Below are 14,604 nucleotides of genomic sequence, written 5' to 3'. Positions count from 1 at the left end.
GCTCACGTGCGGAGAGGGGCCTTGTTCGGGGCCCCTCGCCCGCCGCCTACTCGGCGGCGGCGGTCGCCTCGGCGGCGGTGGCCTCGGCGCGGGCGGTGGCCTGGGCCGCGGCCTTCTTGGCCCGGTTCTTCAGGATGAGCATCGAGGCGAGGCCGATGAGGACCGCGAGGACCAGGCCCAGCCAGGAGAAGCGCTTGAGCCATGCCTCGGCGACGATGCCGACCGAGTAGATGACGGCGGTGGTGCCGCCGGCCCAGAGGATGCCGCCGAGGACGTTGGCGGTGAGGAACTTCCAGTACGGCATGCGCAGGACGCCCGCGAGCGGTCCGGCGAAGATCCGCAGCAGGGCGACGAAGCGGCCGAAGAAGACCGCCCACATGCCCCACTTCTCGAAGGAGCGCTCCGCGAGGCCGATGTTGGCCTCGCTGAAGTGCTTCGGGAACTTCCGGCCCAGCGTGGCGAGCAGTGGCCGGCCGCCCTTGCGCCCGATCGCGTAGCCGATCGAGTCGCCGATGATCGCGCCGGCGCTGGCGCAGGCACCGAGGACGTACGGGTCGATCTCGCCGTGCTGCGACGCGAGCAGCGCCGAGCTGACGAGGACGATCTCGCCGGGCAGCGGGATGCCCAGGCTCTCGACCCCGATCACCACCCCGACCAGCGCGTAGACGGCGACCGCGGGGATCGTCTCCAGCCACTCCTGGACGTGCACGCGGGTACCTCTCCCGTATCGGCGACCGAACCCGGGCAGCCTACCCGGTCACGGCGTGCCGACCCGGGTCTCGGTCCCCAGGCGGAAGGCCCGGGAGGACGATCCGACCCGCAGTTCGCGGCGTCCGGTGCCGAGGATCCAGCCGTGCCGGGCCGGATCCCAGGAGGAGAGGGTGCGGGCGGCGACCCGGACGGTGACGCGGCGCCGCTCGCCGAGCGCGAGCTCCAGCCGCCGGTATCCGGCGAGGAGGCGGCGCGGCTGGTCGACGCCGAGGGCGGCGAGGTCCGGCGAGGGGCCCAGGTAGACCTGGGCGACCTCGACGCCGCGGCGGGTGCCGGTGTTGATCACGGTGAAACCGACGTCGAGGCCGTCGTCGGCGGGGGTGACCCGCAGGTCGGCGTAGGTGAAGCGGGTGTACGAGAGGCCGTGGCCGAAGGGGAAGAGCGGGGTCACGTCGTGGGCGTCGTACCAGCGGTGTCCGACGTGGACGCCCTCCCCGTACTCCTCGATCCCGTCCTTCCCGGGGTAGCGGACCGGATCGCCCGCGGTGGGGTGGCGGTCCTCGGCGGCGGGGAAGGTCTGGGTGAGCCGGCCGCCGGGGTCGGCGTCGCCGAAGAGCACGGCGGCGGTGGCGGCGGCGCCCTCCTGGCCCGGGTAGTACATCTGGAGCACGGCCGCCGTGCCGTCCAGCCACGGCATGGTGACGGCCGAGGAGGTGTTCAGGACCACGGTGGTACGGGGGTTGGCGGCGGTCACCGCGGCGATCAGGTCCTCCTGGCGGCCCGGCAGGGCGAGACCGGTGCGGTCGCGGCCCTCGGTGGCGTCCTCGCAGGCGAAGAGCACCACGGTGCGCGCGGCGCGGGCGGCGGCGACGGCCTCGGCCCGGTCGGCGGCCCGGGTGGCGCCGGTGGCGGCGCGCAGCCGGACCAGCTGCCCCTTGGCGCCGCCCTGCGCGGTGACGGTGAGCCGGTGGGTGCCGGCGGCGAGGCGGCGGTCGGCGCGGCGCACGGCCAGGCCGTCGGCGGCGCGCCCGCCGAGTCCGCCGGCGAAGAACGCGGCGCCGCCCGCCGTGGCGGGGAAGAGCTCGACGCCGTCGAGGGTGACGCCGGGGCGCTTGCCGCCGTAGTGGAGGAAGAAGCTCCAGTCGTCGTCCTCGGTGACGGTGAGGGTGCCCTCGTGGTGCCAGGTCTCGGCGGCGGCGACGCCGACGGCGTCGAGGTCCCGGGCGGGCACGGTGGGCGGCAGCGGCTTGCCGTAGAGGTCCTCGCCGAGGGCGTACGTGACGGTGGCACCGTCGCCGGCGCGGGCGCGCAGGGCGTCGAGCGGGCTGGTGGCCGTGTCGGGGACGACGTGGGCGCTGCCGCCGCCGCTGACGAAGGGGACCGCGCCGGTGGGGCCGATGACGGCGATCGAACGGGCGGCGCGGCCGGTCAGCGGGAGCGCCCCGCCCTCGTTGCGCAGCAGGGTGGCCCCGGCGGTCGCGACGCGGAGCGCGAGGCGGGCCCCGGCCGCGGCGTCGCGGGTGGGGCGTGCGACGTCCTCGTCGAGGAGGCCGAAGCGCTCGCGCACGGAGAGGAAGCGGGCGACGGCGGTGTCGACGACGTCGCGTCCGATCCGCCCGTCCTCGACGGCCCGGCGCAGGGCTGCGCCGTAGTAGGCGCCGCCGGGCATCTCCATGTCGCAGCCGGCGGTGAGGGCGGCGACGGTGGAGTGGACGGCGCCCCAGTCGCTCATGACCCAGCCCTCGAAGCCCCACTCCGCGCGCAGGATGTCGGTGAGCAGGGCGCTGTTCTCGGTGGCGTGGACGCCGTCGACCTTGTTGTACGCGGCCATGACGGCGCCCGCCCCGGCGGCGACGGCGGCCTCGAAGCCGCGCAGTTCGGTCTCGTGGAGGGTCTGCTCGTCGGCCCGCACGTCGACGGACATCCGGTCGCGTTCCTGGTTGTTGAGGGCGAGGTGCTTGACGGTGGCGACGAGGCCCTCGGCCTGGATGCCGCGGATCTCCTCGGCGACGAGGTCGGCGGAGAGCAGCGGGTCCTCGGAGAAGGTCTCGAAGTTGCGGCCCGCGTAGGGGGTGCGGATGAGGTTGACCATCGGCGACAGGAGGACGTCCTGGCCGAGTGCGCGGCCCTCGTGGCCGATGACCTGCCCGTACGCGCGGGCGAGCGCGGGGTCGAAGGCGGCGGCGAGCATCACGGGCGCGGGCAGCGCGGTGGCCCGGCGGGCGACCCGGACACCGGCGGGTCCGTCGGCGAGCCGGAGCGGCGGGATGCCGAGGCGGGGGACGCCGGGCACGTATCCGGCCTGACCGAGGCCGGCGGGGTCGGTGGCGCCGTGCAGGAGGGTGGTCTTCTCGTCGAGGGTGAGCTGCGCGACGAGCGTGCGGACGCGTTCACTCAGCCGCGCGGGCACCGGGCGGCCGGCCGGCGCACCCGGCCGGGGCGGTGCGGCGAGGGCGCGGCCCGCGCCGGCGGTCACGGCGGAGAGGGCCGCCGCTCCGGCGAGGGCGAGCAGGAGCCGACGCCGGGAGGGGTGGCGGGGCGCCGAGGCGGAGCCGGACTCGTCCTGTTCCTGACGGGGAGTGTGGGGCACGGCGGCGCTCCTTCGGACCGGCACGATTCCTGCGATCATGCGTTGATCGCACTATGCGTGACGGTTCGTCCGATTCCGCGCCGCCGTGCCGGGGAGCCACGGGAGGAGCGACTCCCGGGGGACCCGCGGAGTCATGGGGCCGGCGGGACGCCTAGGGACCCCCTGCCCCTGGATGTCCAGATGCCCGGATGCCCGGGCGTCCAGGCATCCGGGCGTCCGGGTGGCAGGGCGTCAGGCATCCGGGCGCCCCCAGGGCCCCGGAGGACGTCAGGAGTTGGGCCGGAGCGTCCACACGACGGTCATCTCGCCGGTGACGGCGCCGTCCTCGCGCGTGATGTCGATGCGCACGGGGAACTCGGGGCGCTCGCCCGCGTCGAGTTCGGCGACGACGTCGGCGATCGGGCGGCCGAGGGTGGCGGTGGCGGTGACGACGCCCATGGCCAGCTTCTTGTAGCCGATCTCGGCCTTGACGGCGAGCGGCACGGCGCGGCCGAGCTGGTCGCCGAAGGCGGCGATGACGATCGCGCCGCTGGCCGACTCGGCCAGGGTGAACATGGCGCCGGCGTGCGGGCCGCCGACGTGGTTGTGGTAGTCGGCCTGGTCCGGCAGGCGCACGACGGCGCGCTCGGCGGTGGTCTCCAGGAACTCGAGGTTGAGGGTCCTGGCCATGGGCACCGTGGCGGCGAGCATCTCGCCGACGGTCATCTGGTCTGCGCTCATGACCCGTGATGTTACCCACGGGTAGCAGTCTTCGCCATCCCCGCACGGGGGCGGCCGTAGCCTGGCCGGTGCCGCACCTCTATCGTTACTCGCCATGTGGCCAGGACAGCAGCCGCCCGGGGGCGAGCAGAACCCGCAGGACCAGAGTCAGAACCCGTACGCCCAGCCGGGCCAGCCCGGCTACGGGCAGCCGAACCCTTACGCGCAGCCGGGTTACCAGCAGCCCGGCCCGTACGGGCAGCAGCCGACGCAGCCCGGTTACGGGCCGCAGAACCCGCCGTACGGGCAGCAGCCGCAGGCCAACCCGTACCAGCAGCCGACCGTGCCGCAGTACACCGTGCCCGGCCCGGTCCAGCCGGGCGGCGGGGACGGTGGCAAGAAGAAGCAGACCACCGTCGTCGCGATCGTCGCCGCCGTCGCCGTGCTCGCCGCGGCCGGGGTCGCCGGCTACCTCGTGCTCGGCAAGGACGACGACAAGAAGAACCAGGCCGACGACCCGAAGCCGGTCACCCCGTCCTCGGCGCCCGCCACCTCTTCGGCCCCGCCGCTCGACAACCCGCGCGACGCCGCCGACCACCAGCCCGTGATCCCCGGCTGGAAGGTCGTCTACAACCCCAAGTACGGCACGCTGTTCGACGTACCGCCCGCGTGGGAGGTGTCGAAGCAGGGCGTGATCACCTTCTTCGAGGACGAGAAGAAGGGCGACGGCTCCCCCGTCGTCACCATGTCCTCGCCCGCGCACTTCAAGAGCAACTGGTGCGCCTACGACACCGACAAGAACGGCACCCAGGAGACCTGGGGCCTGAGCACCGCCGGCACCAAGGGCGGCCAGGGCGCCAAGAACACCGACGAGGCCGCCTACAACGAGGCGGGCAACTGGGTGTGGGCGGGCTACGCGCAGCACATGCCCAAGGGCACCATCAAGATCACCAAGGCCGTTCCGTACACCACGAAGTCCGGCCTCAAGGGCAGCATGTCCACCGCCACCGCCCCCGGCATCAAGAAGCGCAACAAGTGCGAGTCCGACGGCAAGTCGCTCGCCTTCTCCTTCAAGAACGCCAAGGGCGACTTCTCCTCCTTCGTCCTGTACGCCGCCGCCGGCGTGAACGAGGAACTGCCCAACGCCACCGTGCAGCAGATCCTCTCCACGGTCCGCCTCGCCCCGGAGTCCCCGGAGTCGTCCTGAACCGCGCACGCATACCCGGCTGGGCCGGGCGGAACTACCTGCTCCTGACCGCCGCCGCGATCATCACCAACCTGGGCACCCACGGCGCCCTGATCGCGGCGGCGTTCGCCGTCATCCAGTCCGGCGGCGACGGCGGCGACGTCGGCCTGGTCGCGATGGCCCGCACGCTGCCCCTCGTACTCTTCCTGCTCATCGGCGGCGCCATCGCCGACCGGGTCCCCCGGCACCGGGTGATGGTCGCCGCCAACGCCCTCAACTGCGTCTCCCAGGCCGTGTTCGCCGTCCTCGTCCTCACCGGCGAGGCCCGGCTGTGGCACATGATGCTGCTGACCGCCCTGTGCGGCACCGGACAGGCGTTCTTCAACCCCGCCGCCGAGGGCATGCTGATGTCCAGCGTCAGCGGCGAGCAGGTCAGCCGCGCCTTCGCGCTCTTCCGGATGGCGATGCACGGCGCCGGCATCGGCGGCGCCGCGCTGGGCGGCGCGCTGATCGCCGCCGTCGGCCCCGGCTGGGTGCTCGCCGTCGACGCGGTGGCCTTCGCCCTCGCCGGAGCGCTGCGCGCCTTCCTCGACGTACGGCACATCCCCGAGCGCGCGGCGGGCGGTGGACTCCTCGCCGACCTGCGCGAGGGCTGGGACGAGTTCGCGAGCCGCCCCTGGCTCTGGGCGATCGTCGCCCAGTTCTCCATCGTGGTGGCGCTGGTCGGCGCGGCCGAGTCGGTGTACGGGCCGCTGGTCGCCCGGGACGAGCTGGGCGGCGCCCGGCCGTGGGGGCTCGCGCTCGCCGCGTTCGGCGTGGGCACGCTGGCCGGCGCGCTCCTGATGATCCGCTGGAAACCACGCCGGATGCTGCTCGTGGGCACCCTCTGCGTCTTCCCCATCGCGCTGCCGTCGGCGGCGCTCGCGGTGCCGCTGGACGTGGTCGGCCTGTCGGCCGCGATGTTCGTCAGCGGCGTGGCCATCGAGGTGTTCGGCGTCTCCTGGATGACGGCGCTGCACCAGGAGATCCCGGAGGACAAGCTGTCCCGGGTCTCGGCCTACGACTGGTTCGGCTCGACTGCGATGCTGCCCCTGTCCACGGCGCTGGCCGGTCCGGCCGAGGGCGTCTTCGGGCGCGGCAACGCGCTGTGGGGCTCGGCCGCGCTGATCGTGCTGGTCACCGCGCTGGTGCTGCTCGTGCCCGACGTACGGAATCTGACCCGGCGTACGAAGCGGGTGTCGGGCGCGACGCCGGACGCGCCGGACGCGCCGGACGCGCACGAGACCGCCGGGAGCTCAGCCGATCCCGAAGGCTCCCTCCGGGGGAAGGGGTGACGGTACGGCCTCCGCGTCCCGCACCGGTCGCGCGTCGCCGGTGAGACGGGCCAGCGGCTCGCCCCACTCCACGCGCGCCGGGAAGGCGTCGGCCGCCGTGCGGCGGGCCAGGCGCGCGGTGTCGATCGGGCGGTCGGAGGCGACGAGCACGGCGTTGCCGAAGCGCCGGCCGCGCAGCACCGCCGGTTCGGCGATCAGCGCGAGCTCGGGGAAGACGGCCGCGAAGGTGGCGAGCTGGGAGCGGAGGAACGGGAACGGCGCCCCGTCCGCGAGGTTCGCCGCGTAGGTCCCGCCGGGCCGCAGCACCCGCCGGGCCTGCCGGGCGTACTCCACCGACGTGAGGTGGGCCGGCACCCGCGAGCCGCCGAACACGTCCGCGACCAGCAGGTCCGCCGAGGCGTCGGGGGCGGCCTCCAGCCACTCCCGGGCGTCCGCCCCGTGCACCACGATCCCCGACCCCTCGGGCACCGGCAGGTGCTCGGCCACCAGCGCGAGCAGCCCCCGGTCCGCCTCGGCGACGTCCTGCCGCGAGCCGGGCCGGGTCGCGGCGACGTACCGGGGCAAGGTGAGCGCCCCGCCGCCCAGGTGCACGACGTCGAGCGCGACGCCCTCGTCGGCGGCATGGTCGACGACATGGGCGAGCCGCTGCGCGTACTCGAACTCCAGGTGCGTCGGGTCGTCGAGGTCGACGTACGACTGCGGCGCACCGTCGACCGTGAGCAGCCACCCCCGCTCGGTGTCCACGTCGGGCATGAGCCGCGCGGTACCCCAGTCGACATCTCGGATCACGGGAATCTGCTCGTTCACGCCTTCATTCTGCCGGTACGGCCCCGCCGGGCGGTGCGGGGGCGGCGCGGGGGCGGGGAACGCGGGGGCGCAGGCGGGGAGGCGCGGAGCGGACGGCGACCGCCCGGCGGACAGCCGCCGCCCCACGTCCCCCCACCCGTCAGAGCACCTCCGTCACCGTCCCCGCGCCGACCGTGCGTCCGCCCTCGCGGATCGCGAAGCCGAGCCCCGGCTCCAGGGGCGTGTCGCGGCCGAGCTCGACGGTCATGGTGACCGTCTCACCGGGCCGGGCGGCGGCGCGCTCGCCGAGGTCGACGGCGCCGACGACGTCGGCCGTGCGCAGGTAGAACTGCGGCCGGTACCCGGTCGTGACGGGCGTGCTGCGGCCGCCTTCGCCGGCGGCGAGCACGTACACCCGCGCCGTGAAACGACGGCGTGGCACGAGACTTCCGGGCTCCGCCACCACGTGGCCGCGTCGGACCGCGCCGCGCGGCACCCCGCGCAGCAGGAGCGCCACGTTGTCGCCGGCCTGGGCCGACTCCATCGGCTTGCCGAAGGTCTCGACGCCGGTCACCACGGTCTCGGTGTCCGTGCCGGGCACCTGGACGCGGTCGCCGACCCGTACGCTGCCGCGCTCGACGGCCCCGGTCACGACGGTGCCGCGGCCGGTGATGGTGAGCACGTTCTCGACGGGCAGCAGGAACGGGGCGTCCACGTACCGCACCGGTACCGGCACGTACGTGTCCACGGCGTCGAGGAGGGCCTCGATGGACGCGGTCCAGCGCGGGTCGCCCTCCAGCGCCCGCAGGCCGGAGACCCGGATCACCGGCACGCCGTCGCCGCCGTAGCCGTGCGCGGTGAGCAGCTCCCGTACCTCCAGCTCGACCAGGTCGGTCAGCTCGTCGTCCGCGCCGTCGGCCTTGTTGAGCGCGACGACGATGTGGTCGACGCCGACCTGCCGGGCGAGCAGGACGTGCTCGGCGGTCTGCGGCATGATCCCGTCGAGCGCGGAGACGACGAGGATCGCGCCGTCGAGCTGGGCCGCGCCCGTGACCATGTTCTTGATGTAGTCGGCGTGCCCGGGCATGTCGACGTGGGCGTAGTGGCGGGTCTCGGTCTCGTACTCGACGTGCGTCACGTTGATCGTGATGCCGCGGCGCGCCTCCTCGGGGGCGCGGTCGATCCGCTCGAAGGGGACGTACGAGGTGGGGCCGCCGGTGGCCCGCTCGCTGAGGACCTTGGTGAGGGCGGCCGTGAGGGTGGTCTTGCCGTGGTCGACGTGGCCCATGGTGCCGATGTTGAGGTGCGGCTTGGTACGCGCGTACGCCTGCTTGGACATGGCTGGATCGCTCGTTTCGGTGCTCGAAGCTGTGTGGGGACCCCGGGGCCGGACCGACCCTCCCCCTGTGGGGTCCGCCGGACGATCCGGGGAGGGTCAGCTTCGGTCGCCGCCGAGCGCCGGCACGGAGGCGCCGACGGGTGCGCAGACGCAGGCCGGTGCGCAGGCGCAGGCCAGGGCGGCGGCCCAGACCGGTACCGGGACGCGGACCGGTGCGGGGACGGCGAGGAAGACGGAGAGCGGAGCGGAGACGCGCACGGCAGCCTTCGGCGCGTCCGCGACTGCGGACGGCGCTGCGAGGAAGGCGTACCGGGACATGCCCACGATCATGGCCGCCCGAGGTCTCCGGGTCGACCGAATTTCCTCGTGCTCAGAGGTTCTTGAGGGCCTCGCGCACGGAGAGCGGGGAGAGCCGGGAGGTGTTCTGGGCGACGAAGGCGCGCACCTCGGCGGGATCGGTCTTGGCGTACTCGCGCAGGCTCCAGCCGATCGCCTTGCGGATGAAGAAGTCCGGGTGGCCGGAGCGGAGCAGGCAGTAGGAGAAGAGGCGCTCGGTGTCGGTGGCGTCCTTGAAGCGCAGCTGGTGCAGGATCGCGGTGCGCGCCACCCACAGGTCCTCGTCGGCGACCCAGGCGTCCATGCGGGAGGCGAGCGCGGGGTCGGCGGCGACGAGCGGTCCGACGACGTGGGAGGCGAGGTGGTCGACGGTGTCCCACCACGAGACGGTGGTCACGAGGGCGTGGGCGACCGGCAGGAAGCGGGACGAGCAGCGCTTCACGTGGCGGCGCAGGTAGTCGACGGCGAAGTAGTGGTACTCCCGCTCGGGCAGGGCGAAGCAGCGCAGGGCGACGGCGGCGCAGTCGGCCTCGTCGGGGACGGGGGTGCCGGCCAGGACGGTACGGGACAGGGCGCGGCGCTCCGGCGTCCGCAGCCCGAGGAAGGGCGCGACGCCCTTCATGTACGCGATCATCTCCTGCGCCCGGAAGGGGTCGCCGCCCGTGGGGTAGAGCTCCGTGAGCCGGGCCAGCACGGTGTCGGCGAGGGCACTGTCGGGGACGGCGGGGGTGGCGGCGGAGGTCACCGCCTCACTTTAGGGCGGGTCCGGGGGCGGCGCCGGGCATGGTGCTCATTACGGCGATCACATGCGCTCTTCGGTTACTCTCCCCGGATGTTCGAGCCCGTGTCCGTCCGCCGCTCCAGGGTGCTGCTCGCGCCCAAGGCCCGGCTGGCGTATCTCGCCGTGATCCTGCTCGCCGCGGGGTCGTCGGTGCTGCTCTTCGAGCCGCAGCGACTGCTCTCGGCCGGCTGGCCGCCCCAGTTGAGCGGCGCGGGCGCGGTCGTGGTCTTCGGACTGCTGTACGGGGTGTGCACGGCGGCCCTCGTGCCCCGGCCGCTGCTGAACCTGGCGGCCGGCGCTCTCTTCGGCGCCCCGGCGGGCTTCGCCGCGTCCCTCGGGGGCACGGTCCTGGGCGCGGGCATCTCGTTCGCGCTGGGCAGGGCGCTGGGGCAGGACGCCCTGCGCCCGTACGTGCGCGGGCGCTGGCTGCTGGCGGCCGACGGGCAGCTGAGCCGGCACGGGTTCCGGTCGATGCTGGCGATCCGGCTCTTCCCGGGGATGCCGTTCGCCGTGGCCAACTACGGTGCGGCCGTCTCCCGTATGAAGTACCTGCCCTTCCTCCTCGCGACGGGCCTCGGCTCCGTCCCGAACACGGCGGCGTACGTGGTCGCGGGCAGCGAGGCCACCTCGCCGACCTCCCCCGCCTTCCTGATCTCCATGGGGTTCATCGTCCTGTCGGTGGCGGGGGCCGCCGTGGTCGGCTGGCGCAAACGCCACCGCCTGCGCGGACCCGCGGGGGAACCGACGGAGACGGAGCCCCGACTGGAGTCGGTGTCGGCCTGACCGAACTCCGGATCCTGGATCCTGGATCCTGGATCCAATCCCTCACATCGCTTCCCCTCGCATCGCTTCCCTCACATCGCTCCCCCTCACATCGCTTCGACGATCATCGCGTTGGCCAACCCGCCCGCCTCGCACATCGCCTGGAGCCCGTACCGGCCGCCCCGTGCCCGCAGCGCGTGCACCAGAGTGGTGGTCAGGCGGGTGCCGCTCGCGCCCAGGGGGTGGCCGAGGGCGATCGCGCCGCCGTGGACGTTGACCCGGTCCAGGTCGGCGCCGGTCTCCTGGCGCCAGGCGAGCACGACGCTCGCGAAGGCCTCGTTGATCTCGAAGAGGTCGATGTCGGCGAGGTCGAGACCGGCCCGGCGCAGCACCTTCTCGGTGGCCGGGATCACCCCGGTCAGCATGAGCAGCGGGTCGGAGCCGGTCACCGCGAAGGAGTGGAGCCGGGCGAGCGGGCGCAGGCCGAGGCGGCGCGCGGTCCCGGCCTCCATGACGAGGACGGCGGAGGCACCGTCGTTGACGGGGCTGCTGTTCCCCGCGGTGACCGACCAGTCGATCTGCGGGAAGCATTCGGCGAAGCCGGGGTCCTGGAAGGCGGGCCGGAGGCCGGCGAGGACCTCGGGAGTGGTCGCGGGCCGCACGGACTCGTCGCGACGCACCTGCCCGTACGGGACGACCTCGGCGTCGAAGTGTCCGGCCGCCCAGCTCCGCGCGGCCTTCGCGTGGGAGGCGGCGGCGAACTCGTCCATGGCCGCGCGGCCGAGGGACCACTTCGCGGCGATGAGCTCCGCGCTGATCCCCTGCGGGACCAGGCCCTCCGGGTAGCGCTCGGCGACTCCGGGCCCGAAGGGGTCGGCGCCGGGCGGCACGTTGGACCACATCGGGACCCGGCTCATGGACTCGACCCCGCAGGCCACCGCGATGTCGTAGGCGCCGGACAGCACCCCCTGGGCGGCGAAGTGCACGGCCTGCTGGGAGGAGCCGCACTGCCGGTCGACGGTCGTGGCGGGCACGGTCTCCGGCAGTCCGGCGCCCAGCCAGGCGTAGCGGGTGGTGTTCATGGCCTGCTCGCCGACCTGGTCGACAGTACCGCCGATGACGTCGTCGACGAGGGCGGGGTCGATCCCGGTGCGGTCGACCAGGGCGCGCAGGGTGTGGGAGAGCAGGGCGACGGGATGGACGTCGGCGAGGGCTCCGCCGGGCTTGCCCTTCCCTATCGGCGTACGGACGGCTTCGACGATGACGGCGTCGCGCATGACACGGCTCCAGGAGGATGAGTTGGAGAACTGGACCAACACCTGTCGGTAACATAACCCAGTGAGTTTGATTTTCCAACCTTCACCCGCGCGTCTGCCTTAGTCTTGGGCACATGAAGGCCGCTCCCCGCCCTTGCTCCATCGCCGACACCCTGGCGCTCGTCGGTGAGAAGTACTCCCTCCTCGTCCTGCGCGAGGTCTCGCTCGGCGTCCACCGCTTCGACCGGATCGCGCGGAACACGGGCGCGCCGCGCGACATCCTCACCGCCCGCCTCAAGCGCCTCGTCGAGGCCGGGATCCTGGAGAAGGTCGAGTACAGCGACCGCCCCAAGCGCTACGAGTACCGGGCGACGCCGGCCGGTGACGAGCTGCAACCGGTCCTCGTCACGCTGATGGCCTGGGGCGACCGCCACCTCAACCAGGACCGGCGCCCGACGCTCCTGGAGCACAGCTGCGGCGAGCTGCTGAGCCCCCGCGTGATCTGCGCGAGCTGCGGCGACGAGGCGGACGCCGCGAGCCTCAAGGCCCTCGTCCAGGTGCCCGGCTGGACGACCGCGGGACCCGTCGAGAGCTGAGCCCGCTCCCCCGTCAGGTGCGGGACCGCCCTGCGAACGGGCCCTTCATCTTGGGGAGGTACGCTGCGCAGCGACCTTCTGACCGCACGCGTACAAACGGGACGGCCCTGGCCCCATGAGTTGGTTCGAATCATTCATCCTCGGACTCGTCCAGGGGCTGACGGAGTTCCTTCCCATCTCCTCCAGCGCGCATCTGCGACTCACCGCCGCGTTCGCCGGCTGGGAGGACCCCGGTGCGGCGTTCACGGCGATCACCCAGATCGGCACCGAGGCCGCGGTGCTCATCTACTTCCGCAAGGACATCGCGCGGATCGTCTCGGCCTGGTTCCGCTCGCTCTTCGACAAGTCGATGCGCTCCGACCACGACGCGCAGATGGGCTGGCTCGTCATCGTCGGCTCGCTCCCGATCGGCATCCTCGGCGTCACGCTGAAGGACCAGGTCGAGGGCCCCTTCCGCGATCTGCGGCTGATCGCCACCACCCTCATCGTGATGGGCATCGTGCTCGGCATCGCGGACCGGCTCGCGGCCCGCGACGAGGTCGGCGGGCGGCACCGGGCCATCCGCGAGCGCAAGTCGCTGAAGGAACTGGGCGTACGGGACGGCCTCATCTTCGGCTTCTGCCAGGCGATGGCCCTGATCCCGGGCGTCTCCCGCTCCGGCGCCACCATCTCCGGCGGCCTCTTCATGGGCTACACCCGCGAGGCGGCCGCCCGCTACTCGTTCCTCCTCGCCATCCCGGCGGTGCTCGCCTCGGGCGTGTTCGAGCTGAAGGACGCGGGCGAGGGACACGTCTCCTGGGGCCCGACGATCTTCGCCACGATCATCGCGTTCGGCGTCGGCTACGCGGTGATCGCCTGGTTCATGAAGTTCATCACCACGAAGTCCTTCATGCCCTTCGTGATCTACCGGATCCTCCTCGGCATCCTCCTCTTCGTCCTGGTCGGCACGGACGTCCTCAGCCCCCACGCGGGCGAGTCCGCGGGCTGACCCGCGGTGCGGGGCCCGGCGAGACCGCGCCCCGCACCCGCCTCGGTTCAGCCCTGGTACGGCACGCGCGCCAGCTCCGTGATGCCGCCGAGCGTGCCCCACTCGTTCTTGCCGAGCCGGGACAGCGGCCGCATCCGTGTCATCTCCGGATGGCCGTCGACGAGCACCGACTCGTCCACCGCCGCGTGCACCACCCGGCCGAAGACCACCGTCGAGTCGCCGATCCGCAGCGTGCTGTGCAGCTCGCACTCCAGAGCCACGGGTGACCGGGCGACCCGCGGCGGCCGGACCCGCAGGCTCGGCTCCCGCTCGACGTCGCACGCGTCGAACTCGCTGGTCCCGCGCGGGAAGTTCGTCGCCGTCGCGTTGACCGCGCCGAAGAGGCCCTCGGGGGCGAGGTTCACGACGAACTCGCCCGTCTCCTCCACGTTGCGCAGCGAGTCCTTGCGGCCCACCGAGGTGAACTGGACGACCGGCGGCACGACCGAGGAGATGGTGAAGAAGGAGTGCGGGGCGAGGTTGTCCGTCCCGTCGGCGCCCGTCGTCGACACCCAGGCGATGGGCCGGGGCACGACGGTGGCGGTGAGCAGCCGGTAGAAGGAGTTCCGGTCGGTCCGCTCCGGATCGATGTTCATGCGCATGGCCGAAAGTATGACGGGTCTCGTACCAAGCCCCGCCCGCACGCCCCTTGGCGCCCGGCCCGCTCTGCCCGACACTGAACCGATGACGCAGCGCGTGGATCTCGCGACCGTGATGGACCGGCTCGCCATCGACGACCTGATCACCGGCTACGCGGTGGCCGTGGACGACGCGGACTGGGCGGCGTACCGCGCGCTGTTCACCGCGGACGGACGCGCCGACTACAGCGGTTCCGGGGGGATCGAGGGCCCGGCCGCCGAGGTCGCCGACTGGCTCGCGGAGACGATGCTCCTGTTCCCCGTACGCCAGCACCTCATCGTCAACCGGCGGTTCCGCATCCAGGATCCGGGCGGCTACCCGGGCGACGGCGCGACGGTGCGCGCCGACTACCTGAACCCCATGCGCTTCGCGTCGGGCGAGGACTTCGTGTGCGGCGGGCGCTACACGTTCACGCTGCGTCGCACGGCCGGCGGCTGGTTGCTGCGTTCGGTCGTCGTCGAGGAGAAGTGGCGCCGGATGTGAGGCCGGGCGGCGGGGCCGCGCGCACACTGGTGGGGGTCCCCTCGGACGGAGTCCGGGGAAGCGACGCCGGGAGGCACGC

The 14,604-nt window shown here is 73.3% G+C and carries 15 protein-coding genes; 6 read left to right on the top strand and 9 right to left on the bottom strand.

Annotated features, from left to right (window positions below; genetic code table 11):
* Positions 1-46 precede the first annotated feature (46 nt).
* From AB0Q96_RS12585 to AB0Q96_RS12575, 3 genes are all read right to left on the bottom strand, one after another.
* Entirely contained in the window at positions 47-709 is a 663-nt protein-coding gene (locus tag AB0Q96_RS12585) for a DedA family protein (protein WP_365324468.1), read from the bottom strand.
* 48 nt (positions 710-757) lie between these two features.
* The gene (locus tag AB0Q96_RS12580) at positions 758-3,301 is read right to left on the bottom strand and encodes a glycoside hydrolase family 3 C-terminal domain-containing protein (protein ID WP_365324467.1); all 2,544 of its coding nucleotides are present in this window, start codon (positions 3,299-3,301) and stop codon (positions 758-760) included.
* Positions 3,302-3,568: 267 nt separating this feature from the next.
* The gene (locus AB0Q96_RS12575; protein WP_365324739.1) at positions 3,569-4,006 is read right to left on the bottom strand and encodes a DUF4442 domain-containing protein; all 438 of its coding nucleotides are present in this window, start codon (positions 4,004-4,006) and stop codon (positions 3,569-3,571) included.
* A 109-nt stretch (positions 4,007-4,115) separates the two neighbouring features.
* Between AB0Q96_RS12575 and AB0Q96_RS12570 the strand changes: the two genes are divergently transcribed.
* Positions 4,116-5,207, top strand: a complete 1,092-nt coding sequence (locus tag AB0Q96_RS12570; protein ID WP_365324466.1) for a hypothetical protein — start codon at positions 4,116-4,118, stop codon at positions 5,205-5,207.
* Positions 5,204-6,520, top strand: a complete 1,317-nt coding sequence (locus tag AB0Q96_RS12565; RefSeq protein WP_365324737.1) for an MFS transporter — start codon at positions 5,204-5,206, stop codon at positions 6,518-6,520. The genes AB0Q96_RS12570 and AB0Q96_RS12565 overlap by 4 nt, the downstream gene beginning before the upstream one ends.
* Here the strand turns inward: AB0Q96_RS12565 and AB0Q96_RS12560 are convergent.
* From AB0Q96_RS12560 to AB0Q96_RS12545, 4 genes are all read right to left on the bottom strand, one after another.
* On the bottom strand, positions 6,482-7,327 hold the full coding sequence (locus AB0Q96_RS12560; protein WP_365324464.1) for a fused MFS/spermidine synthase: 846 nt from the start codon (positions 7,325-7,327) through the stop codon (positions 6,482-6,484). The genes AB0Q96_RS12565 and AB0Q96_RS12560 overlap by 39 nt on opposite strands.
* A 139-nt stretch (positions 7,328-7,466) precedes the next feature.
* Positions 7,467-8,645: an elongation factor Tu gene (gene tuf, locus AB0Q96_RS12555; protein ID WP_365324462.1), complete on the bottom strand. Its 1,179-nt coding sequence runs from the start codon at positions 8,643-8,645 to the stop codon at positions 7,467-7,469.
* Positions 8,646-8,741: 96 nt separating this feature from the next.
* A complete protein-coding gene (locus AB0Q96_RS12550; RefSeq protein WP_365324460.1) occupies positions 8,742-8,963 on the bottom strand; it encodes a hypothetical protein in 222 nt (73 codons plus the stop codon).
* 52 nt (positions 8,964-9,015) lie between these two features.
* Positions 9,016-9,726, bottom strand: a complete 711-nt coding sequence (locus AB0Q96_RS12545) for a DNA alkylation repair protein (RefSeq protein ID WP_365324458.1) — start codon at positions 9,724-9,726, stop codon at positions 9,016-9,018.
* Between the two features lie 87 nt (positions 9,727-9,813).
* Between AB0Q96_RS12545 and AB0Q96_RS12540 the strand changes: the two genes are divergently transcribed.
* Positions 9,814-10,545, top strand: coding sequence for a TVP38/TMEM64 family protein (locus tag AB0Q96_RS12540; protein ID WP_365324456.1), 732 nt, complete (start codon positions 9,814-9,816; stop codon positions 10,543-10,545).
* An 86-nt stretch (positions 10,546-10,631) separates the two neighbouring features.
* On the opposite strand, the gene AB0Q96_RS12535 is transcribed toward AB0Q96_RS12540, so the two are convergent.
* Complete coding sequence (locus tag AB0Q96_RS12535; RefSeq protein ID WP_365324454.1) at positions 10,632-11,801, bottom strand: thiolase family protein; 1,170 nt, start codon at positions 11,799-11,801, stop codon at positions 10,632-10,634.
* A 113-nt stretch (positions 11,802-11,914) separates the two neighbouring features.
* Here AB0Q96_RS12535 and AB0Q96_RS12530 point away from each other — a divergent pair, with 113 nt between their 5' ends.
* Both AB0Q96_RS12530 and AB0Q96_RS12525 read left to right on the top strand, forming a co-directional pair.
* Positions 11,915-12,376 carry a helix-turn-helix domain-containing protein gene (locus tag AB0Q96_RS12530; RefSeq protein WP_365324452.1) on the top strand — a complete coding sequence of 154 codons (462 nt, stop codon included), beginning with the start codon at positions 11,915-11,917 and terminating at the stop codon, positions 12,374-12,376.
* Between the two features lie 115 nt (positions 12,377-12,491).
* The gene (locus tag AB0Q96_RS12525; RefSeq protein WP_365324451.1) at positions 12,492-13,364 is read left to right on the top strand and encodes an undecaprenyl-diphosphate phosphatase; all 873 of its coding nucleotides are present in this window, start codon (positions 12,492-12,494) and stop codon (positions 13,362-13,364) included.
* Positions 13,365-13,411: 47 nt separating this feature from the next.
* Here AB0Q96_RS12525 and AB0Q96_RS12520 read toward each other — a convergent pair whose 3' ends face one another.
* On the bottom strand, positions 13,412-14,005 hold the full coding sequence (locus tag AB0Q96_RS12520) for a flavin reductase family protein (protein WP_365324449.1): 594 nt from the start codon (positions 14,003-14,005) through the stop codon (positions 13,412-13,414).
* Between the two features lie 82 nt (positions 14,006-14,087).
* On the opposite strand from AB0Q96_RS12520, the gene AB0Q96_RS12515 reads away from it, so the two are divergent.
* Positions 14,088-14,525, top strand: a complete 438-nt coding sequence (locus AB0Q96_RS12515) for a nuclear transport factor 2 family protein (protein ID WP_365324447.1) — start codon at positions 14,088-14,090, stop codon at positions 14,523-14,525.
* Positions 14,526-14,604 lie beyond the last annotated feature (79 nt).

Source organism: Streptomyces sp. NPDC093111 (assembly GCF_040683955.1).
Classification (GTDB): domain Bacteria; phylum Actinomycetota; class Actinomycetes; order Streptomycetales; family Streptomycetaceae; genus Streptomyces.
This window is presented reverse-complemented; position numbering and strand designations above follow the sequence as displayed.